A 24,139-nucleotide genomic window follows, 5' to 3' on the forward strand; every position below is an offset into this window, starting at 1 on the left:
GTCCAAGACCTGGAGTCTGAACCGCATTGGAAACCGCCTGCGCATCCGCGCTCACCACCGTCTGGTTCGGATCCGTGCCGCTCGCCGTGCCCGTGTTCAGTACACGCCCGCTGTCAAGGTCCTGCTGGGTCACCGTGTAGCTCGTCGTCACACTCTGGCTCTCGCCCGGTGACAAGCTGCCCACGTTCTGCGTCAGTCCGGTCAGCGGATCAGTGATCGTTACATCGGTCAGCGTCTCGTTGCCCGTGTTCACCGCCGTCAGCGTATAGGTCAACACCTCGCCTACCTGGCTGTATTCCTTCTTGTCCGATACCTTGATCAAGCCGATGCCCGGATTCTGGATCGCGGTAACAAGTGCTGTGTCTATTCTTGTGATCGAATTTCCGAATGGATCAAGCCCCGTAATAGTAGCTGTATTCAACACCTCTCCAGAATCAACATCTTGTTGGGAAGTCTGATAAACTACCGTTAGAGTTTTTGCTTGTCCAGGGGCAATCGATCCTATACTACTATCGGTAGCAGTAAGTGGGTCTGTTAATTGTAATGAATTAAGGGTCAAATTGCCCGTATTTGTTATCGTAAGGGTATAAGTGATTTGGTCCCCTGCTTGATCAAAAATTCTTGGGATTGCAATTTTCTCAAACAACAAATCAGGATTTTGAACGGCATTCATGACTACCGTATCAGAATCACTAACCTCTTGTGAACCTGGATCTAAGCCGCTAACTGTGGCTGTATTTTTTACCTCTCCCGCATCTAAATCCCCTTGTGTAATTACATAGTTTGATTGAATACTGATAGACTCTCCAGGAATGAAATCACCCAGATCTTGATTTAGTCCTGTAAGCGGATCAACCAAATTCAAATCCGTTAAGGTGACATTTCCAGAGTTTGTAACAGTCAAATCATAGGTAATATCTTCTCCAACAGATGAATACGATTGAGCAGAGGCAGTCTTTATCAGAGTCAACGCAGGATTTTGAACTGCATTGATTAACAAGGTATCAGCATCTCTTAAAATTGAATTGGTAGGATCCTCTGCTGAAAGACTTGCTACATTTCTAATAAAGCCTTGGTCCAAATCAGATTGTTTAACTGTGTAAGTACCCAAAGTTGTATAGCTAGCACCTGGGCTTAATGGCTGAACCGATTCAGTAAGATTAATTAATGGATCACTTAGAACAATGTTTGAAAGCGTTGTATTACCTGTATTTGTAAGCTCAAAGCTATATGTTATAATCTCACCTAATTGATTGAAGTCATTTTTATCAGCAGTTTTCACAATCGAAATCGATGAAGACTGAATTGCTGATGCCAATGAAACTGCGGATGAAGTTAGAATAAAGCTGTTTGGATCGGTTCCCGAAACAGTAGCTGTATTAATTACTTTTCCTGCATCGATATCTGCTTGTGAAACAAAATAAGACGTGGTGATTGTCTGAGTTTCACCAGGCAATAAAGTCCCTACTACTTGATTTAGGTTGGTAAGCAGATCAACAACAGTTACATCGGTTAGCGTTTCATTTCCAGTATTTGATACAATGATGGTAAACTCAATCTCGTCGCCTGGTTGGGAATAATTACCAGGAGTGACGGTCGATTTGATGATACCAATACCAGGGTTTTGCACTGCGGTAGCAGTAGCACTTGCATTATCAGAAACGTCAAGTCCATTAGGATCAAGGGCAGTTACTGAAGCTGTATTAATCACAGACCCATTGTCAATATCGGATTGCTTTATCTGATAGGCTTCGGTCACAGTGATTTTTTGACCCGGCGTCAGAGTCCCAATGGCTTGGTTGGTATTTGTCAATGGATCTACCACTACCACATCACTTAAGGTAAGGTTACCCGTATTGGAAATTTCAAGCTGATAGGTAATGATGTCCCCTATCTGGTCAAAGGTAGTTGGGGTAGCAGTCTTTTTGATATCAATACTTGGTGCCTGACTAGCTATAGCGACCGAACTAGCAGATGCACTAACTTTCTTATTTTTTGGATCCAATCCGAGCACTGAAGCTGAATTATCAACCTGTCCTCCATCCACATCTGCTTGGGTGACCGTGTAACTTGTAGAAACTGAGATGCTATCTCCAGGATTCATGGTTCCCAAACTTTGAACGAGTCCAGTTAATGGATCCTGCAATCTGACCTTGAATAAGGTTTCATTACCCGTGTTTTTCACCACTAAATCAAAATTCAACACATCCCCTACATTTGAATAGAAAGGAGTAGCAGTTGTTTTTGTGAGGCCTAAGCCAGGATTTTGAATAGCAGTAACGATTACTCTCGAACTGTCCTGATAATCTGTTTTATCTGGACTCTTTGCACTTACAAAAGCCGTATTGATTACTTCCCCGCGGTCAATATCAAGCTGAGTAATGGTATAACTTTCATTGAGGGTAAGAACCTTCTTAGGTACTAAAATTCCAAGATTTCGATCCAATCCCGTAAGCGGATCGGTCACACGAATGGAATTCATGGTCACATTTCCGGTATTTCGAATCTTAAGCACATACCGAATAACATCCCCTACCTGATCATAAGTAGTAGGAATAGCTGATTTGGTGATTTCAATTTCAGGATTCAGTTGGGCTGTAATTGTTTCCGACTCGGAAACTCGAATCGTATTTCCCAATGGATCGGTTCCTTCAACAATACCAGTATTAATAAACTGACCCTTATCAAGATCCTTCTGAGTTATTCGGTAGGAAGTAGAAACAGATGTTGATTGACCCGGAGACAAGGTGCCAACATTCTGATTCAGCCCTGTCAATGGATCTTTCACAAGCACATTTTGCAATGTGACATTGCCAGTATTTTCTACTCTTAGATCAAAGGTGATTAATTCTCCATTTTGAGAGTAGGTATTGCTCTGACTAGTTTTTGTCAAACTTAATGCAGGACTTTGGATGGCATTAGCAATAGAAGCAGCACTTGCTACTAAGGACTGGCTATTAGGATCCAACCCACTAACAGAGGCTGTGTTTGTAACTTGACCGGCATCAAGATCAGCTTGAGTAATGGTATAAGTAGTAACCAAAGTTTGACTTTGTCCCGGACTGATGGTTCCCAGATTTTGATCCAAATTAGTCAGTGGATCTTTCACCGTAACATCCGTTAAAGTTTCATTTCCTGTATTACTTATCTCTAAGGTGAAGGATAAAATATCACCAACCTGACTGTAAGTCGGCGTTGTAGTCACCTTAGTCAACGCAATCCCCGGATTTTGTTGGGCACCGATCACATAAGTGTCAGAAGCCACCAGCTTTTGATTGGCTGGGTCAAAGGCCTGAACATTGGCGGTATTAAGTATAAATCCTCCATCAATATCGGATTGTGCTACGGCATATGTCTCATTGATGACTTGACTACTTTGTGGTGGGAGTGTTGCAAAAGTTTGATTGAACCCAGTCAGCGGATCCGTAATCACCAAATTTCGTAAAGTCACATTACCGGTATTCTTAACAGTCAAACGATAGGTGATTATATCTCCTACTTGGTCATAAGAATTTGGTGAACCTGTCTTGGTAAACTCTATTTTGCCATTTTGAATAGCAGGTACCGTTGCCGAAGCTGTTGCTGAAATTGAGTTGGAATTAGAATCCAATCCAGCCACTTCTGCGGTATTGACAACCGAACCAGCATCCAAATCTGCCTGAGTAATTTGATAAATTTCTGTGATTGAGAATGATTGACCTGGATCAAGGTTACCAATATTTTGATTTGTGCCTGTCAACGGATCTGAAACGACCAAATTGAAAAGCGTGACATTCCCTGAATTGGTAGCTTCTATAGTATAGGTAATCAAATCGCCTACCTGATCGTAATCCGAAACATTTGCTGTCTTTGCCAAACTCAAAGCAGGTCTCTGAACAGCCTGACTTCTGACTGCATCCTTATCAGATACAGTCAAACTTCCTGGAGTTGTTGCCGAGACATAAGCCAAATTCGTGATTTCACTAATATTCATGTCGGTAAGTGTGGCCAGATAAGTAGTTGGGATGTTCACAGCCTGACCTGGTGAAAGCGAAGGAATTATCTGATCCAACTTGGTCAAAGGATCTGTAACACGCACATTGGTCAAGGTGACATTACCGGTATTGGTAACTAACAATTCATACCGTAAAGTGAATCCGGAAACATCATAGGTAGGAGTCGAAGTAACTTTTTCAATTTTTACCGCACCATTTCGAATGGCAAATGCAGTTGCCTCATCTTTTGCAGAGACTGGTCTCGCTTGAGGAGTGTTCTCCACACCTTCCACAGTGGCAAGATTCACTATTTTACCCGCATCAATATCTGCTTGAGTGATCACATAACTTGTCGGAACCACTACATTGGCACCAGGCTGCAAATTACCGATATTGCTATCCAAGCCTGTCAAAGCATCGATTACTCGAACATTGTCAATGGTTACGTTTCCAATATTGCTTACCGTGATCTCAAAGTCTACTTGCTCTCCTACTGAAGAATATGATTTGTTTAATGCGACTTTATTGATATCCAATGCTCCCAAATCTTCAATGGTCACATAGGCTACATCATTGACGCTTACAATACTGGAATCAGGAGCAATTCCTGTAACTGTCGCCGTATTAATAACAACCTGACCATCTACATCAGCCTGAGATAAGGTATAATCAAAGCTAAATGTTTGACTTGCACCAGGGGCTAGTGTTCCCACAGCTTGATTGAAAGAAACTCTAGGATCATCAAGCACCACACCTGTAAGGGTGACATTACCTATATTGGTTACAACAAAAGTATAGGTCACAACTTCACCAGCCGCTTTGAAGGTAGTTTGACTTACCGTTTTCTCCAGCTCTAAGGCAGGCCCTTGAAGTGCCTGAATATTTAAAGTATCCGCTCCATCAATAGCTAAGTTAAATGGATCTTGACCACCTACTCTAGCAATATTTTCAATATAGCCTAGATCCAAATCTGCTTGATTTACCGTATAAGTAGTAGTGAAAGATTGACTAGCATTTGGTGCCAAAGTAAATGGAGGTGAAGAAACAAAGCCTGTCAAATTATCCTCCACCACTAGGTCGGACAAAGTCACATTTCCAGTATTGGTCACCTCAAGGGAATAGGTAATTATCTCTCCAACTGCCTGAACATTGATTTTATCTGCTGCTTTTGTAAAGTTTAGGGAAGGACTTGATGTGCCTTGAACCGTTACCGAACTCTGATCTTGGACAGTATTCGAACTAGGATCAGTGGCGCTAACTGTAGCCGTATTTATAATCGAACCATTGTCTAAATCAGCCTGTGTTACAAAATAACTAACCGTGATTGTTTGACTAGCGCCAGGAATAAGCGTTCCTACATTCTGGTTTGTCTGAGTCAAAGGATCCTCAACTGTAACGGAGCTTAGGGTCACATTTCCTGTATTGGTAACCTTTATTTCATACTCTAGCAAATCATTGACTGCGACATAAGTAGAGGTAAGCGCTGTTTTGACTATCTCAATTCCAGGATTTTGAACGGCATTGATTGTCAGCGCATCTGTAACCTCTATAGTGACTGCATTAGGATCTACCGCATCCACTATTGCAGTATTCGTCAAGTCTCCTGCATCCAAGTCTTGTTGGGTCACCAGATGAGTAGTTTTGACTGTTTTAGTATCTCCTGGAGACAAGGTGCCCAGATTACTGTTTACCCCTGTTAGAGGATCAGAAACAAGCAAATTTTTCAAGGTAACGTTTCCAGGATTACTGATAGTAAGGGTATAAGTAATCGGCTCACCCAAGGTCGAATAACTTGATTTATCAGCTGTTTTCTGAAGAGTCAATTGCGGATTCTGTACCGCTCTCACTGTATCGATCGCTGTGGTAGAAATAGACTGATTACTTGGATCAGTAGCGGATACCCTTGCCGTATTACTTACAAATCCTCTATCCAAATCCTGCTGCGTTATTCTATAAGTAGCCGTAACTGGAATGGAAACTCCTGAAATAATTGGACCTAAGTTTTGATTTAGTCCAGTCAATGGATCCGTAATGGTCACATTAGATAGGGAAACGTTCCCGGTATTCCGAACTTCCAAACTATAAGTAATCTCTTCGCCTATCTGGGAATAGGTAGCTGGATTTCCACTTTTAGTCAAAAGGATACCATTATTTTGTCTGGATAGAATAGTAATGGAAGCCTGACTGGTTACTTGAACATTTGAAGGAGAAGTTCCAGAAACAGAAACAAAATTTGTCACGCTTCCAGCATCCAAATCAGACTGCTTTATGGTATAAGTAAAAGTAAAGGATTGAGAAGTCCCTGGCGCCAAAGAAGTCAAGGCTGGTATTGTAATTCCTGACAGCGGTTCAGAAATAGTAACATTCGATAAGGTGACATTTCCAGTATTTGTCACAACAGTCTCAAAAGTCAGAATTTCACCTAATGCTGAATAGGGATTAGGGCCAGATTGCAAACTTGTCTGAACATTGATTGAAGGCGATATATTAGCAGTAGAAACTTCAATATCCTTTGCCGTCAATACCGTCGCCTGAGGCGAGGCTTCTACCCCACTTACGTTCACCTCGTTGACAACTTTGCCTGCATCGACATCTGGCTGGGTGACTGCATAACTGGTGGCTAAGGTCGTACTTACACCAGGAGCAAGACTAGGAATGGTAGTACTAAAGCCAGTCAGATTATCCGTTACCTGAATGGTATTGACCGTGATATTTCCAACATTTCTAACTAGAATATCATAATTGAGCGTTTCTCCAGCTTGGGAATAAGTTTTCTCTTTTACTTTTTTAATTACCTCTAACGCCCCTTGGTCCTGACCTGCAACATAAGCCGAAGCTGTTGCATCCACCACCACATCAGATGGAGATTTCCCTGAGACAGTGGCCGTGTTGATCACTATCTGGGAATTTACATCTGCTTGAGTAATGGTATAATCAGAAGTAAAAGTTTGCGTTTCACCCGGAGCCAAAATACCGATGGACTGATTGAAATTGATTCGGGCATCGGAAAGAATCACTTCTTTTAGTGTCACATTACCATTATTGGTTACCGTGAAGGTATAGGTGACTATTTCTCCAGCATTGATAAAAGAATTCGTACTGACTGTCTTATCCAGATCCAAGGCTATTGCTTGCTGACCTACGACTGTCACAGAAGAAGTAACATCATTTAGCGTACCTCCAGATGGAGTACCACTGGCAGTTGCCACATTAGTTACACTACCCGCATCTATATCATCTTGATTTACGATGTAGATAGCATTATAGGTCCATGATTCACCTACATCCAAAAGGCCATTTGAATTAGTATCACCTGAGCTTAATGTAGGACCAGATGTTACCGTTGGGTCTTCAACTTTCACATTACTGATGGTAACGTTTCCAGTATTTTGCAAGCCCATCTGATAAACTATAGTATCCCCCACTGCCCCATAAGTAGCAGGAATACTTGCCACAATCTTTATAAAATCAATTGCAGCATTTTGTACTGCCGATATAGTAATCGAATCAGAAATATCAGCAAGGTTTCCTCCAGAAGGGGTGCCTGAAGCAGAAGCAGTATTGGTAATAATTCCAGCATCCAAGTCCGCTTGTGTCACTGTATAAGAGCCTTGATATACCCATGTCTCTCCAACTTCAAGCACACTTTTATTTCCTCCATCTCCACTTACCAATACTGGTGGAGATAACAATAGATTATCTGCAAGACTCACATTGCTTATGCTGACATTACCTATATTGGACAATTGGAATTCATAAGGAATCACATCGCCTACTTGAGAATAACCCGTTGCTGTCGTCGACTTTGTCAAGGTCCAAGCTGGGCTTTGGATTGCATTAACGGTCACTGTATCAGATGCTGGAGTTAATGCTCCAGCGACAGAATTTCCAGTAGCTCTTGCAATATTAGTAAAGAACCCGGCATCCAAATCCGCTTGTGTAGTCCGATAAGAAGTTACATATTCCCAAACCTCCCCAGGACTAAGAATTTGATCATCTCCTATATCCGTAGCTTGATTGATTCCTGGTTCTCGATTAATTGTAATATCAATTAGCCTGACATTCGTTATTGGAACATTTCCTGTGTTGGTTAATACAAACTTGTAGATGATTGGACTTCCTGCCGAATTAAATGATGGGGTAGCGGCGATTTTGTTTAAAGTCCAACTCGGATTTTGTATCGCATTCGTTATAACAGTATTAGACCTTGCATCTCCTAATGTTCCTCCTGAAGGTGTACCTGAAATCGTTGCGGTATTTTCTACAAAACCTCGATCTAAATCCGCCTGAGTCGTCGTGTAATCCCCCACATATCTCCAGGCCTCTCCTGGACTCAAAATCCCATCGTTCCCAATATCAGTTCCTTGGATTGGGGTTTGTAATAAGTTTGGAATTAGTGGGTCATTGATTGAAATTCCTGAAATACTAACATTCCCAGTATTGGTGGCTATAAACTCATAAGGCAATCCAAAACCAGTTGTACTAAAGGATGTTGAAGAACTTCGTTTGGTTAATGTCCAAGATGGGTTCGGAACAGCCGTGACCCTTACTGTGTTTGAGACGGCATCCTGCAAATTTCCACCAGCCGGTGTACCAGAAATCGTTGCGGTATTTTCTACAAAACCTCGATCTAAATCCGCCTGAGTCGTTATGTAAGCCCCCACATATCTCCAAGCTTCCCCTGGACTTAAAATCCCATCGTTCCCAATATCAGTTCCTCGAATTGGAGTTTGTGACAAGTTAGGTATCAAAGGATCACTGATTGAAACACCTGAAATACTTACATTTCCAGTGTTGGTGGCAGTAAATTGATACCCTAATCCCACTCCAATAGCATCAAATGTAGTTGGAGATGCTTGTTTGGTTAAAGTCCAAGATGCATCACCAGGCCCTGTTACGAATGTGAATACCGCCTCATTGGGTAGGTTGATTCCATCAAAGGAAATAATATTTCCAGAAAATGAAGTAGAATTTACAATGTTGGGATTGCCATCAGTAAAATCTCCATTTCCATCGGTATCCACCACTAACTTAAAATCTTCAGCTTTTGAACCGTTAAAGGTCAAGCCGTTCAAGTCAAACGACAAGTTAACGGTTCCGGGATCCCCTGTTCTCTGGACTTTCCATTCTCGTTTCACTCGTAAGACTCCCAAATTAGCCGGCAAATCTGTAGTTTGGGTAGTTAGGTCATCATTGTTATGACCAATTATCAAGAAGTCACGATCATCCAAGGAAGAAGGATTACTGATAATGATGTTTCCTTTACCCGTTTGACCGATTCCATCACCTGAACCTGTATTGATACTGTTGGATCGGGTTTGATTTAGGGTAGATGCCTCATCCTTTCCAATACCAAAAACATCATGCCAATAAGTCTGATTATCCCAGATTGTGTTTCCTGAAGAATTGACATAGCTGGTTACTGATGGGTCTAGGGTAATTCCGTATTTTATCGCTAGGTAAGACTGGATTTTATTCCTTTCTAATTCTGAATGGGGGGTCGAATACATGATGATCTCTGCAATTTGCCCATTATAAAGATCCTGTTCGTTAGGATCGGTTGAACGCCCGATATACGGAATAGCAGAAAATGGATTCATTGCGGCATTTGACCCTGCTAATAAAGTAGTAGCATGAAAAGTACCATCAATATATGTTTTGTGGTTAGCAGGCAATTGCCCGGCGACGAGTTCAACGACAGAAAGCCTTGCTAAACTTGTCCCTAAATCACCAGTAGAATTAAAATAGATTCCTTGATTATTACCAGTCCGTAAATTGGGTCCTTTGGCCATATAGCCTCTGTTGGTAGCCGATCCATCTGATGACAAGGTTGAACTAATTAAGGTCAGCTGCCCACTTGTTCCAAGTTTTGAAACTGCATAAAGGGTTTGAAAGGTAATGGGACTATTTCCAGTCAGATAATCACCATTACCGTCAAAATCAATGGCATTATTGAAGTTTATTTTAGAAGCACCCGTTTGAGGGTTTCCAGAGATAGTAAAGGTATTCGTGCCTGTTTGATCTACCCAACCCGCTAGATTAGCTCCGCTATTGGTTACGCCTTCATTGGCTTTTAGCCAAAGATTGGCTCCAAGTACTCCTGGGCCGGCTTGCGGTTTTGGTGTAAGTAAGGTAAACACAGCTCCATTGGGCAGGTTTACTGCATTGAATGTAAGTTCATCTCCCGTAAAAGAAGATGGAGTAACCTCAGTCACTGTTCCATTGGTAAAGTCCCCATTGCCATCTGCATCTATCAGCAATTTGAAATCCGCAGCGGTCGTTCCTGACAGTGTCAGGCCAAGCGTGCTAAATTTTAGCGTGACAGTACCTACATTACCAGTATGTCTCACTTTCCATTCGCGGCCTATCCGTCTAAATCCAATCAGAGAAGCCGGCAAATCTGTGGTTTGTTCGGTAAAGGCCCCGTTGTCGTGGCCGATTAACAAAAAGTCATTATTGTCTAAGCTGGAAGGGTTACTTAGCACTATATTTCCCTTCCCGCTTTGTCCTGTTCCATCACCAGAACCGGTATTGATACTACTGGATTGAGTCTGTTCTAGTGAGGAAGCATCGTCTTTGCCTATTCCAAACACATCGTGCCAATAGGTTGTATTATTCCAAAGTACTGTACCTGCCGAAGAAGTATAATTGGTTACTGAAGGATCTAAAGTAATCCCATATTTTAATGCCAAATAACTTTCATGTTTTACTTGATCATTGGTGGTTAAAGCATTACCGAAATATGAAATCTCTGCTAAATCGCCCGCAAAAAAGGAGATAGGATTCAAAAGATTGGTTTCCGTATGGGCGATTTTAAAATTCCTTTGTGTATTCTGAGAAAATCTAGCTATTGATGCAGTCCCAGCTAGCCTACCATCTACATAAAAACTTGCCGTTGTGCCTTCAAACTTAGCAGTAAGAAGCTTCCATTCATTCAGGTTAACTGGTCCTCCACTAATACTAGTTAAGGATGTACCATTTCCGACAATAAACTGCCACTGTTCGCTACCTATTTCCAATGCGTATCCTGCAGGAGAGAAAAAATTACTCAAATCAAGACTATTTATAATATTACCACTATTAAATTGGGAGGAACTCACAACAGTACTTAGGGTAAATGCAGGCGTATTTAAACTGGAATTATGAGGAATAAAAACCCTGTCATCAACTCCATCAAAAACGATCGTCGGGTTAAAATTTGCTAGTTGGGAAGTAACCTGAGGATCTCCAGCAATGCTTGTTGCGTGATTACTCGTCTGGTCTGTCCAAGTAGCCAAAGTTCCTGTTGAGGGCGAAACCCCTGCATTTGCCTTCAGCCACAATGATGCTCCCGGTATTCCAGGTCCAGGACCTCTACTAGAATCAGTAATAAAAGTAAATACTGCACCTTGTGGTAAGGTAACAGCATCAAAAGTTAAAACATTTACAGAATAAGATGTGGCATCAAGTACAGTAACAGTGCCATCTGCAAAATTGCCGTTGCCATCCGTATCAATCAATAGTTTGAAATCATTTGCAGAAGTACCTGTGACTGACAGACCAAGTGTGCTAAAGCTAAGTCTTACAGTACCCACCTCATTAATTTTTCCTACTTTCCATTCCCGAGCAATACGCTTATTACCTGATAAGGAAGCTGGTAGGTCAGTATTTTGCTCTACTAATCCTGAATTATTATGACCTATTAAGAGAAAATCATTATTATCTAATGAAGATGGGTTCTGAATTACGAGATTCCCCTTTCCACTTTGTCCGGTGCCATTACCTCCACCTGTATTTACACTATTTGAACTGGCTTGGTTTAGGCCAGTCGTGTTATCACGACCAATGCCAAAAACATCATGATGATATTGGGAATTAGCAGAAGAATTCCATATCACCGATGAATTGGAATTTACATAATTTGAATTTAGATGAATACCATATTTGATTGCGAGATAACTTTCTTGGATAGATCTTTCGGCGGAACTCAAATAGCTTGAGAATAAAATCATTTCTGCCACTTCTCCCACTGCATGTGGCCAACCTCCTGAATTGTTGTCATTATTTGTACCACCGATCATCGGCGTAAAAGAAATCTCTCTAAAATCAGAGCCATTATCTGTTACGGTGTAGCTTGTACCATTCGTTCTACCCTGAATATGAGGTGAACTTGGAAAAATGTTGATGTCAGAAAGTACGAAGGAGTTTGTGAGTCCAGGAGCTGTATAGTGGCTATAATTTCCCCCATCTCCCGATCCTACCCAAACAGAATTGGCTCCAAAACTTCCAAAAATGTTTACTCCATAGGAATTGCCTACACGAGTAACACTCCCTAAAAAAGTGGAATTAGCATTTGTGTGTTTGTAAACGGCTAATCCTTCGGTATAAGCAATTCGTTTATCCCCTTCTAAGCGATTTGAGGGTATAGTTGTAATAGAATTTGTATTATTAAATGAAACTGTTGGATGAAAGTTTATTCCATTAGAAACATAACCAGCTGTACCGGTTATTGTAAAATTATTGATACCTGCTTGATCCTGCCATCCAGTAACATTAGTCCCACTATTAGATAGCCCTGCATCAGTTTTTAGATGCAAGGTTTTTCTAGGAAAGTTCACCCAAGTTGGACCATTGACTAGAGTTCCATTTAACCCCGAGACATTGGTACTTCTATTTGCAAACGAGCTTCCACTTCCCTCATTAAATTCATAATTAGCAACCAAGTTATTTTCATTTGGCGGAATGCTTCTTGAAATATTATTTCTTATCTGCTGCTCGGTCAGTGCAGTATTCCAAATTCTTACGTAATCAATTAGTCCATCAAAATAATCACCTGTAGAAGTATAATCAGCACCTATATATAGAGTAGTTCCATTAGGTTTATCTGGGCTAAATCCATCATTTACGTTTCTATCTAAGTTCCCATTCACATATAACCTAAATTGGCTTCCATTATAGGTCGCAGCTACATGCGTCCAGACTCCTACTTGTACTGGAGTGTTTGAAGTTAAGTATCGAAATTCCGCTTGATTCCCATAGGCAAGAACCCATCGGTTATTGTAATTGTATAAGATATATCCATATGCATTTCTTGAATTATTGTAATTGCCAGCTCCTGATACAATAGTTTGATAGGAACCGTTTGCAGCGTCAGCTCTCACCCAGGCCTCAACAGTAAATTGATTGGGCTTTAATGCGTCATTATGAGGCACTTGCCCATATTGGTTACTCCCGTTAAAATCAAGGGCATGATTTTGTGCCTTTGAGGAATAAATCGTCGCAATAAAAACGCAGAGAAAAACCCAACTCTTTTCATTCAAGAAATTTGAAAGAAAAGAAAAAAATAGGTTTGAAGAATTTTGTAAAACTTTAAGCATAAAATCTACTCAGAAATATTCTTATCAACGAAATACATGATTGAATCTAAACTCGGATTTAAATGAAACGTCACTGAATCTGATGTAAATAATTTTAGAAGTCAAATGAATTTAACTCCATCCAATCCAGCACTTTATTTAAACTTTCTACTTGGTCACTATAAACTGGTAAAGTCGATGGATTACTAGGATATTTCTGTCCATCGAATTTCACAACCCTATTTTTACCTCCACTATAGAGAATCAAATTCTTCCAGCCATTTGTAGTTTCTGAATCTACATAGGCTGGATATTTTACCACAGAGAAGCGGGTGATCACATCTCCATGGCTGGTAAATAGCAAAACGGTACAACCTCCTGATCCGCAGAAATAAGGCCCGGTCAATCCGACCAGAATCTCCAAATTTCCATCTTCATTAAGGTCCACTTGGCTATATTTAAATTGCCTGCTAAGCGAATCCAAAAAACCTTTTTCCAAATCTTCCTTGAAGATATCCGTCAAAGTTTTTTGGATTAACCTTTTGATATTTTCCTGATCGTTTTGAGAATAGGGGCTTTCTTCTCTGGTAGTATCAGAAATCACCTGTATGGCTGAAATTTCAGAAGAAATTTCTTCTACCGAACTGCTGGATTTACAGCCAAACAAAACAAGAAAACCAATTAAAATTCTGAGATCGATATTTTTCATAAAGCGAAAAAGGAGCTAGCAACAGCCAGCTCCGTTGAGGTTAGTGGTTAGAATCGTAGAAAACTGACGTTTATTTAGAATCGCAATCCAGCAGTCAGAAATAGACCATTAGACTTTCCCAATTCAACATCGGCTACGTCGGTAGTAATGTTTGTCAAAGACCATTGATATGACAGATCCACATAGAAAATAGCAATATCCACCCCTGCCCCGGCAAATACACCCCATTTAGGAGATGCATAATCATCTTCACTCAGGAATTCATTGCTGACGCTAGTCACAAAGAATCCGGATGCTCCTCCAAAAATCCTAAGTCCTGCAAAAGAATCTGCATCTCCTAGTACCTCTAATCCGACTGCTACCGGTACCCTAAATCCCTTGAAGTTCCCATCTGTGACAGGAAAAGGATTATTCGCACTAGTCACTTCGACAGATTCAGTTTGGTAGAAGACACCCGGCTCGAAATAAAATTTTTCTCCGAAGGCTACGGAACCTCCAAATTGAAACCCGGGATTACCTTTTAAATCATCGAATGATCCGCCCGATACATTGGTGAAGTTTACACCCACACCTGGTTTGATGGTTACTTGCGCTTGAAGAGAAAAAACAAGCATGAAAACCACCGATGCTGTAGCTAAAAGCTTTTTCATAGTTTTTGAATTTAGATTTTAAGAAATTTCGACTTTCCCAGAATAACTGCTGCACTTTTCGCTTTGAAAAAAATAACAGATAATGTTTTTTTTATAAAAAGCGTTATTTTTAAGTGTTATTTATCAAAAAAATGCGCTTCTGCTTTGGAATTATTTGGTTTTTCTTGATTGGGACACCACTGTATTCACAAGACACGCTCTTTGTAAACAAGCATCAGTTTTCAAGTCCGGTACAGAATGTATTCGAGGCACGGGAAACGGTTTTTGCAAAGACCACTCTCGCTTTATACCAATTGGAAGGAGATAATTGGGTCGAAATCCAAGAGAACTTTTCGAAACCCTACGTCTTTTACAAAAACACGTTTTTCGAGTCCGACTTTATCCCCAATTCAGAGCTCTTCGATATCAATTCCATCAAAGAACTAATCCCCCAAAGGGGACAATTTATTGCCACGGCTGCTCGCAGTGGGTCTCGGTTTTTCATTGCAACAGGAAGTGAATTATTTGAGTATGAAATCAGGGACCATTACACCCGAAGTTACCACAACAAGTCTATTCGGGATATTTATATAGAAGATAGCTTGAAAGTCATTTTGACTTATTCGGGAATATTTGTAAACGATAGTGTAGAACTGGAAAACCCCGAGTATTCAAATGGACCTCTTACGAAAATTGACTCCCAATACTACATTGCTTGGGATGAGATAAGCTTGTTTTTCCCTCCTGACTCGACACACAGCATTCCAAATGCTACGAATCTTTTTTCTGGAAAAGCAAGAAAAGTCCTATCCTGGAAAGGAGAAAACTACGCCCTTTACACCCAATCAGTATCGAAAATCCTGCCTGGCTTCGAGCTCCAACCCATTCATCAAGGACTGGAGTACCTTGATTTGGAGGGATTTGGAAATAATTTGGTTTTTGCGACTTCCCAAGGGGTTTGCTTAAGCTGGGATGGTGAATATGTTGACACTTTAGCTCAAGTCCCAAGTATCATCAACGATATCTACCCGGTAGGCAATCGCCTGATATTTAGTTCGGACGATGGTGTTTATGAAATTAATCCTGATAAGCCCGAAGCCTTTCAGCTTGCAGATACCCCCTTTTCGGTGATGACATCTTTAGATGATTTCAACAATTTATGGATTGCAACCGAAAATGGCCTTTTTGTCTTGATCCCCGATTATCCAAGACCTATTCCCATTATTCCAGATGTAGAATTCAATCGGGAAGCGCTTTTGCTCCATGGAGAAATTCTTTATGTAGGTGCTGTCGATGGGCTCTACCAGCTCAATACCTATGAAATTGAAAAATCCTACCTGCCAAATCTACTCAACACCCTGCAAGTACCTGTAAGTGAAAGAAAATCCACTTGGCTGATTGGCGGGGCCTTGGCTGTTTTTGGTTTTCTGATCGGTTTCATTCTTTTTAGAAAAAGAAGAAAAGAGCTGCAGTTTAATCCACAGTATGCCTCCAAAAATGAATGGAGTCTGGAAGAACTGAAAGCCAAAATACTATCCGAGAAAATTCAAACTATAGAAGGCTTAGCTTCTTACTTGGACACCAATACCGTTCAGCTCAACAGAAACTTCAAGCAATTCAAAACCACGCCTGGAAAATTCCTCAAAAAAGTAAAATTGGAAGAGGCAAAAAGGCTACTAAATAAAGGAATAGATATGGAAGAGGTCGCCAAAACTGCCGGCTATTCCTCCCAATACATCAAAAAGGAGCTAATTGATAAATGATGGCAAAGCCAGATTAGCTATTACCTCTTTTGAAATGTCCACCCAAATTTGATCACCAAGATAAAATCACGATTTTCAGTTTCTATTGGTGGTCTGTTATCTGTATTCAGGACATAATGAATCCCGATATTGAAGTGGTTCAAAAAGAGATAACTAAGAGAAGAATCAAATGTATTCCGAACACGACCTGATTCAGAGAAACTTGGGAATACAGCCCAATCCAAATTGAGGTTCACCTTGTCCCAAAACTTCCCCGACAAATGACTAAAAAATATTCCTTCTAAGCTGGAAAACTCCTCTGCCCTAAAGCTAAATCGCTCTCGATTCGATACTACTCCTCCCATAAAGGATAGGATCTTCTCTTCTCGATGGATCAGATTTTTCCCTAGTCCTGCTGAAAATACCCTTCGAAGGTCCAGGCTTTGTTCCGTACTGGAAAACAATGAAGCTTTTCCATTGACAAACCACTCCCTCTTGAAAATATATGCAAGATTATAATCCAGACTCGTTCTTGATACCAAGGTTTCTCCTATGACAGAGGCATAATCCTGATAGTCAAGGCTAGTATCCCAGCGCCGAGTGCGATAACGGGAGTGAAGCCCTGCGGAAATTGAAAGGGCATTTTCTGATTTGGCACGGGCAAAACCCAGATCTATTCCCAGCCGAAAGCGATCTTTGAAGCGCTTTTTCTCATCTTTTGTGATTTCATAGATATCCTTTTGATCAAAATAATAAAGGGAGTCTGTTGTCTGTAAGCCAATTAGATTCACTTGGGTGGAATCGAGAATTAATTGACCCCTCCAGTTTTGGTTTAGCACATCATTTACCAAAAAGCCTTCCGGGCTCCTCAGGCTTGCAACTTCTTCCAATTTGATATCAACCGCGGTAGTTCTGTAGGCTGTTTTAAAATATACCTTACTGGAAGTGATCCTTTCTATTTTTCCCAAAAGAAGATCTCCGTATTGGGTGATGAGCGTATCCTGCGCAGTCGCTTTTCCTGTGAAAAAAAGCAGAATCAAGCTAAATATGAATAAATAGACCACTCTAATATTCATAGCCAAAATTTTTCTTCATCAGTAAAACTCCGAAAACTATTCCCAAAATAAATCTCTGACCACACAGCAACTTTTTCAATCTCATTCCTGAAAATTTATTTTAATTAGGCAAAAAAGATTCAGATGAAAAATTTTTCCAAAAAACTAAGCCTACTACTTTGGGCATTTACTGTATGGGTATGTCAACCCATATTCGCCCAAATTACCTATCAAACCCCACCGAAAGCCATCGCTGACTTGGTCAATGCCCCAAGTACTCCTTCGGTGGTCTTCTCCGAAAATGCCGATTGGATGCTCATGCTCGAGCGTGCAGACAATCCTTCGATCGAAACTCTTTCTCAGCCGGAACTTCGGATCGCCGGAATGCGAATCAATCCGGCTACTTCGGGCCCTAGCCGAAGCAGAGGAATCGAAAACCTGAAAGTTCGGATGACTCGCTCTGGGGAAGAGATTCAGATCAAAAATCTCCCGGCAAATGCCTCTATCGGAGGCATAGGGCTCTCCAATGACGAAAAGTATTTGGCTTTTACCAATACTGAATCCAATGGCATCAGTCTTTGGGTAGTGGATCTGAGCACTTTTGAAGCCAAAAAACTCACCGATGCCATTCTTAACGATGTCTACGGAAACGTAATGACTTGGACTCCTGACAATCAAATCCTGATCAAAGCGGTCAACCCTTCACGTGGTGCTATTCCTCAAGCACCTTCTGCGCCATCAGGCCCTATCGCTCAGGAAACTTCAGGGGATGCGGCTCCAAGCCGTACCTACCAAGATTTGCTTAAAGATCCTTACGATGAGCAGCTTTTCGCTTATTTCATGGATTCTCAACTGATGCTTGTCAATTTGGATGGTACAAAAAAGGCCGTTGGACCTACTGCCATGATCAAATCCTTTGACCTGTCCCCAGATGGAAAATACATTATGGTTGACATCATCAAAAAACCTTTCTCTTACCTGGTACCAGCCAGCCGTTTCCCTTACGACGTGGAGATTTGGTCCAGTGCAGGTCAAAAAGTAAAGACCTTCGCTCAGATTCCATTGGATGAGGTGCGGCCTACGGGCTTTGATGCGACTGTCACCGGTCCTCGTAGCATCAACTGGAGAGCCGACAAGGGTGCCGTTTTGTATTGGGTAGAGGCCCAAGATGGGGGCGACGGAAAAGTAGATATGGAAGAGCGGGAAATCGTCTATACACTTGCCGCTCCATTCAATGGATCCAATCAAAAATTGGCCACTACTTCCCTTCGCTTTGGAGGGATCGCTTGGTCAACGGATGATTTTGCGATACTCAACGAAAGATGGTTTGGTGCACGTCGCGAAATCCGCTCTGTGATCAACCCTTCCAACCCTTCCCAAGGCAAGCAAGTGATCATCGACCGCTCATATGATGATATTTACAATGATCCGGGAGACCCGATCTACGAAACCAATGATTTTGGTAGAAATGTCTTGAAAAGAAAAGGAGACCTACTTTTCATGACTTCTGAAGGCGGGAGCCCAGAAGGAAGCATGCCGTTTCTTTCTACTTTCAATGTTAAAACCAAAGAACAAAAAATCCTTTGGAGATCTCAGGCTCCATATTATGAGCGAGTGGTAAAGGTGATCGATGAAGACGCTACCGAATTCATCACCCTGAAAGAGAGCACGGATATCCAACCGAATTACTGGATGGTCAATACCAAAAAGCGTATTGCCCCAATGCAAATCACAAATTTTGCACACCCCTACGAAGGACTAAAAGGCATCAACAAGCAATTGGTTAAATACAAGCGAAAGGATGGTTTGGACCTTTCTGCGGTGATTTATACACCGGAAGGTTTTACTCCGGGAGAAGATGCGCCACTACCGGTATTGATGTGGGCATATCCACGCGAGTACAAGTCTGCTGAAATCGCAGCACAGGTTCGAGGTTCGAAATACCGATTTACCAGACTCAGCTGGGGCTCTCCGATCTACTGGGTAACTCAAGGCTATGCCATCATGGACCAAACTGAGATGCCGATCGTGGGTGAGGGTGATAAGGAACCCAATGACTACTTCCGTGAGCAGCTGGTAGCTAATGCCGAAGCTGCGATTGATCACATCGTGGAATTGGGAATCGGAGACCGAAACCGAATCGGGGTTGGCGGACACTCTTATGGTGCCTTCATGACTGCCAATTTACTTTCGCATACTGATCTATTCGCGGCGGGTATTGCACGAAGCGGTGCTTACAACCGAACTTTGACTCCATTTGGATTCCAGTATGAGCAGCGTACCTATTGGGAAGCACCTGAGGTGTATTTCAATATGTCGCCTTTCTCTTTTGCACACAAAGTAAAGACACCAATTCTTTTGATACACGGACAAGCGGACAACAACTCCGGTACCTTCCCGATTCAGTCAGAGCGCTACTACAATGCGCTGAAGGGACATGGAGCTACAGCACGCTTGGTATTCCTTCCACACGAAAGCCATGGCTACGCGGCTAAGGAGTCCATTTTGCATACGCTATATGAAATGGATACCTGGCTGGATAAGTACGTGAAGAACAAAAACAAGATTGAGCCTTCGAAATAAAAGAGGCAGAAGACAAAAAGCGAAAACCCTCTTCAGCTTAGCTGGGGAGGGTTTTTTAGTACAAAAAGCCAAAGAGCCACAAAGGAATTCTATTCTTAACACCTATTTCGATATCATCTCTGACGACAAATGAATCCGGCAAATCTTTGATCTGCTTGCTTGATTTGTTTTTTCCGCCTATTTCAAATCGCCTTTTCTCATTAATCAAAAAATCACCTTTATCGGCTAGGTTCACCGTGGAGACTATTTTCAGTTGATTGGAGAAAAATGTCTCACGAATAGTTCCAACATTGACATTTTCCTCCCCCAAAGCATACAGTAAATTTGAATTGCTCAAATGCAACTTTTCAGGCTTAGTTAAGGCTCCCACGCCTGCATTGGGTTTGTGCAGAATCTGCAATATCCGGGCTCGTTCGAGCAGATCAAATGCTCGTAGTAAACTAGGCCTGGAAATACCCGTTTTCTGACTTAATTCAGATACATTGGGAGTAAATGGAACTGAGGTGGCAATCAGCCGAATCAGTTTTTTCAACTTGAATACAGTCTCGTAATCCATATTTTCCACAGCCATCAGGTCGACCTCCAAAATTAGCTGTACAGTTTTTCTAAGTTTATCAAGATAAACATCCCTTCCCTCTTTGAAAAAAGGATAAGCGCCCCATTTGGAGTATTTTTGAAAAAGTGCAATGGGCTGAATTTCACTAATCAATCGACCTGAAAGATTGACATGATTTTCTATTATTTGATCAAATGAAAGGACTGGAAGCGATATTCCTGTCTCCAGCTCGATAAATTCCCGGAATGAAAGCTCTGGTAAAAGGTAACTCACTGCTCTACGACTGAGGTCAGACTCACCTTTGTATATTTCCAAAATGGAGGAAGAAGTAAAGACGACTTTCAAATTCGGAAAGTCATCATAAATCAGTTTGAGCTCTCTTGACCAATTCGGATACTTATGGATTTCATCCAAAAGAAGAACTAGCCCACCTGCCAAATAAAATTCTTCTGCCAATTCCCGAATTGAATGATCCATAAAATACAAATCATCCAAAGAAACATATAGACTGGAACCGTCTGCCTTTAGGTACTTTTTGGCATACTGAAGCAAAAGGGTGGTTTTCCCAGCTCCCCGAGTTCCATTGATGGCAATCAAGCGTTGATTCCAATCAATCTTTTTCAATAAAAAACGGCTGAATGCTAGGGAGACTCGCTGAACTTTGGCCTGAGAATTAATCAATAAGCTCTCCATTGTGTAAATTATATTTTACACAAAGATATGATTTTTGTAAATTACAATTTACAATTATACACATTTTTTGTTAATCATATTTTACAATCAACCCAAATCCGTACCCCACATGAAGATCAAAAATAGTATTCCCAGCACGATTCGGTACCAGCCAAAAGCAGTAAAGCCGTGATTGGAGACGAATTTCAAAAATAACTTTACTGCAAACCAAGCTGAAATAAAGGCGATCCCAGAGCCCAAAGCGAGTAAAATAATCTGCTCTTGGGTAAAAGTCAGTTCAGACTTCAACAGGTCATATCCACCCGCAGCCATCATGGTCGGCACGGCGAGTAGAAAAGAGAACTCCGTCGCTTGCTTTTTGTCTAAACCATTGAAAACCCCACCGATAATAGTCGCTGCGGCACGGGAAGTGCCAGGAACCATGGAAAGACACTGAAAAAGCCCAATGAAAAAGGCACTTCGATAGGAGATATCCTCCACTTCTGCCAAGTCGGAGGTTTGATTGACCACTTTTTTATCAATCAAAATCAAAATCACTCCACCCAGAATCAAAGAAACGGATACCACCACTGGATTAAACAAATAGCCTTTGATAAAATCATAAGCCAAAAGTCCAACGATAGCGGTTGGAATAAATGCTGCCAGCAACTTGTAATAAATCTTCAAGCCTCGAAAAAATCGCTTGATATACATCAAGGCAATGGCCAAGATGGCTCCCAACTGAATAAAAACTTCAAAGGTCTTCACAAATTCATCATCGTGAATCCCCATGGCTGCAGAGGCCAAAATCATATGCCCGGTAGAGGAAATCGGCAAGAACTCGGTCAGTCCTTCGATAACGGCAATGATAATCGATTGAAAAAGCGTCATAATTGGTTTTGGTTTGCGGGCAAAAATACAAATACCTGCCCGACTGCCTAGCTTTTTTTAACAGGAAGAGATTGCTTATCAACGATTTTTTTATTTGATTACTAAAAATTCAGTACCATGGACAAATTCTTATTCCTGATCGCCTTTTTCTGTTGCCTCAGTTTCGGTAATGCTCAAAACATCCCCGAAAAACCCCTGAAATCCTCCATTCAGGAGGTCACCGTATTTCTACAAGGAGCTCAGGTTTTTGAAAAGGCGAGCGGTTCCATTCCTGCAGGTGAGTCGGTAGTGGTGATAAAGGGACTTTCCCCTTACCTGAATGAGCAGAGTCTCCAAGTCAAAGGTCTGGGCAATTTCACCATTCAGGCGGTGAATAAACGAATGGATTATTTGCAGGAAAAGGACTACAGCAAGGAAGTGGAAGATCTTACCAAACAAATCAATGCTATCCTAGCTGAGCAAGAGCAAGACAAAGCCCGTCTTGAGGTGCTCAACGAAAAATCGAATTTGCTCCAGGCAAATAAAAACCTCGGCGGAAGAGATTCCGGTCCAAGTATCACGGAACTTCAGCAGGCGATTGCTCTTTTTGAGCGGGAGCTCACAGGAATCAAAAAGGAGGAAATCAGCATCCAAACCAAAATCAAAAAACAGGATGCTGAAATCAGAAAGTTGCGCAATCAAATCCAAACCTATCAGGAACCCGAAGAAGAAGCCCGGTCTGAGATCCGTATTCGAGTAAAGGCTCCGAGTGCTGGCACGGCTACTTTTGAATTCAATTACCTGGTGGCCAATGCCAGTTGGTATCCCAAGTATGATATCCGTGTCAATAGCGTCAGCGAACCCATACAAATCGACTACAAGGCGGAAGTCTCTCAAAATACCGGTGTGGACTGGAAAGATGTCAAGCTCCGCTTTTCGAATGGCAATCCCAATCAAAGCGGCGTCGCACCGGAACTACCCAAGTGGGAACTCAACTATGCCCGACTGACCCGACGCATGGATATGTCCTTACCCCGACTACCGGGGACCATCTCTGGGGTGGTTTTGGATGAAAATGGGGAAGGCCTACCTGGAGCGACAGTTTTGGTGAAGGGAAGCACCATCGGAACCTCCACCGACTTGGATGGACGGTATACCTTAACCTTGCCTCAGAATGCCGAGCGATTGGTTTTTTCATTCGTAGGCTATGCAACAGAAGAAGTAGGGATCAATGGTCGGTCTACGCTTAGTTTGGCCCTGGCTCCTGATACTCAGGTACTCCAAGAAATGGTAGTCACAGGATACGCATCAAAAGAAAAACGTTCTTTGACTGCTAACGCAACAGAACCCAGACGAGATGCATCCCCAATCATCACCTCTTTTATCGAAAACCAAACCACTGTCGAGATAGAAGTTACCGAACCCTACAGCATTGCCAGCAATGGAGAAAAGAGCCGGGTGGAATTAAAGAACTATGAGATTCCCGCTCAGTATCAATACAAAGCGATTCCAAAGCTGGAAAATGATGCCTTCTTGATCGCCCAGTTGAGCGATTGGAGTCAGTATAGCCTCCTGGAAGGGGAAAGCAACCTCTATTTCGAACAAGGCTTCGTGGGACGATCCATTCTGAATACCGGAGCCTTGGAAGATACCCTGTCTATCTCCATGGGCAGAGACCGAAGCATTCTGATCAATCGGGAGAAAATCTCTGAGTTTTCACAAAAGCGAACCATCGGATCCAATATCACCGAGAGTCGGGGCTATGCCATCACTATCCGAAACAATAAATCCCAGTCTATTTCCATATTGGTGCAGGATCAGATTCCTGTTTCGGTCAATTCGGATATTTCCGTGGAAGCGACCGAACTCAGCAAAGGAAAGCTCAATCCCCAGACTGGAATTGTGAGTTGGGAGCTCCAAATCCCACCCGGAGAGCAGGAAGTCCTCAATCTCCGCTACGAAGTCAAATACCCGAAGCGGGAGAAAGTTATTTTAGACTAAAAACAAAAAAAGC

Annotated in this window: 9 protein-coding genes; 3 read left to right on the plus strand and 6 right to left on the minus strand. The window is 41.8% G+C overall.

From position 1 onward, the window contains the following. From G457_RS22880 to G457_RS0119995, 3 genes are all read right to left on the minus strand, one after another. On the minus strand, positions 1-13,273 hold a 13,273-nt coding region (locus G457_RS22880), incomplete at its 3' end, for a DUF7507 domain-containing protein (protein WP_162142723.1). Between the two features lie 151 nt (positions 13,274-13,424). Continuing rightward, positions 13,425-14,018 (minus strand): hypothetical protein, encoded by a 594-nt coding sequence (locus G457_RS22440; protein ID WP_051260931.1) that lies wholly within the window; start codon positions 14,016-14,018, stop codon positions 13,425-13,427. A gap of 74 nt (positions 14,019-14,092) precedes the next feature. Continuing rightward, on the minus strand, positions 14,093-14,668 hold the full coding sequence (locus G457_RS0119995) for an outer membrane beta-barrel protein (RefSeq protein WP_026948041.1): 576 nt from the start codon (positions 14,666-14,668) through the stop codon (positions 14,093-14,095). A gap of 131 nt (positions 14,669-14,799) precedes the next feature. Between G457_RS0119995 and G457_RS0120000 the strand changes: the two genes are divergently transcribed. Then, positions 14,800-16,410 (plus strand): helix-turn-helix domain-containing protein, encoded by a 1,611-nt coding sequence (locus G457_RS0120000; protein WP_026948042.1) that lies wholly within the window; start codon positions 14,800-14,802, stop codon positions 16,408-16,410. Between the two features lie 20 nt (positions 16,411-16,430). Here G457_RS0120000 and G457_RS0120005 read toward each other — a convergent pair whose 3' ends face one another. Next, entirely contained in the window at positions 16,431-17,465 is a 1,035-nt protein-coding gene (locus G457_RS0120005) for a DUF481 domain-containing protein (RefSeq protein ID WP_026948043.1), read from the minus strand. Between the two features lie 123 nt (positions 17,466-17,588). Here G457_RS0120005 and G457_RS0120015 point away from each other — a divergent pair, with 123 nt between their 5' ends. Further along, positions 17,589-20,027, plus strand: coding sequence for a prolyl oligopeptidase family serine peptidase (locus G457_RS0120015; protein WP_026948044.1), 2,439 nt, complete (start codon positions 17,589-17,591; stop codon positions 20,025-20,027). A 55-nt stretch (positions 20,028-20,082) separates the two neighbouring features. On the opposite strand, the gene G457_RS0120020 is transcribed toward G457_RS0120015, so the two are convergent. Then, complete coding sequence (locus tag G457_RS0120020) at positions 20,083-21,276, minus strand: ATP-binding protein (RefSeq protein WP_026948045.1); 1,194 nt, start codon at positions 21,274-21,276, stop codon at positions 20,083-20,085. A gap of 87 nt (positions 21,277-21,363) precedes the next feature. After that, positions 21,364-22,146: an undecaprenyl-diphosphate phosphatase gene (locus G457_RS0120025; protein ID WP_026948046.1), complete on the minus strand. Its 783-nt coding sequence runs from the start codon at positions 22,144-22,146 to the stop codon at positions 21,364-21,366. Between the two features lie 117 nt (positions 22,147-22,263). On the opposite strand from G457_RS0120025, the gene G457_RS0120030 reads away from it, so the two are divergent. After that, positions 22,264-24,126 carry a DUF4139 domain-containing protein gene (locus G457_RS0120030; RefSeq protein WP_026948047.1) on the plus strand — a complete coding sequence of 621 codons (1,863 nt, stop codon included), beginning with the start codon at positions 22,264-22,266 and terminating at the stop codon, positions 24,124-24,126. Positions 24,127-24,139: the final 13 nt, after the last annotated feature.

Source organism: Algoriphagus marincola DSM 16067 (assembly GCF_000429405.1).
GTDB classification, from domain to species: Bacteria; Bacteroidota; Bacteroidia; order Cytophagales; family Cyclobacteriaceae; genus Algoriphagus; species Algoriphagus marincola.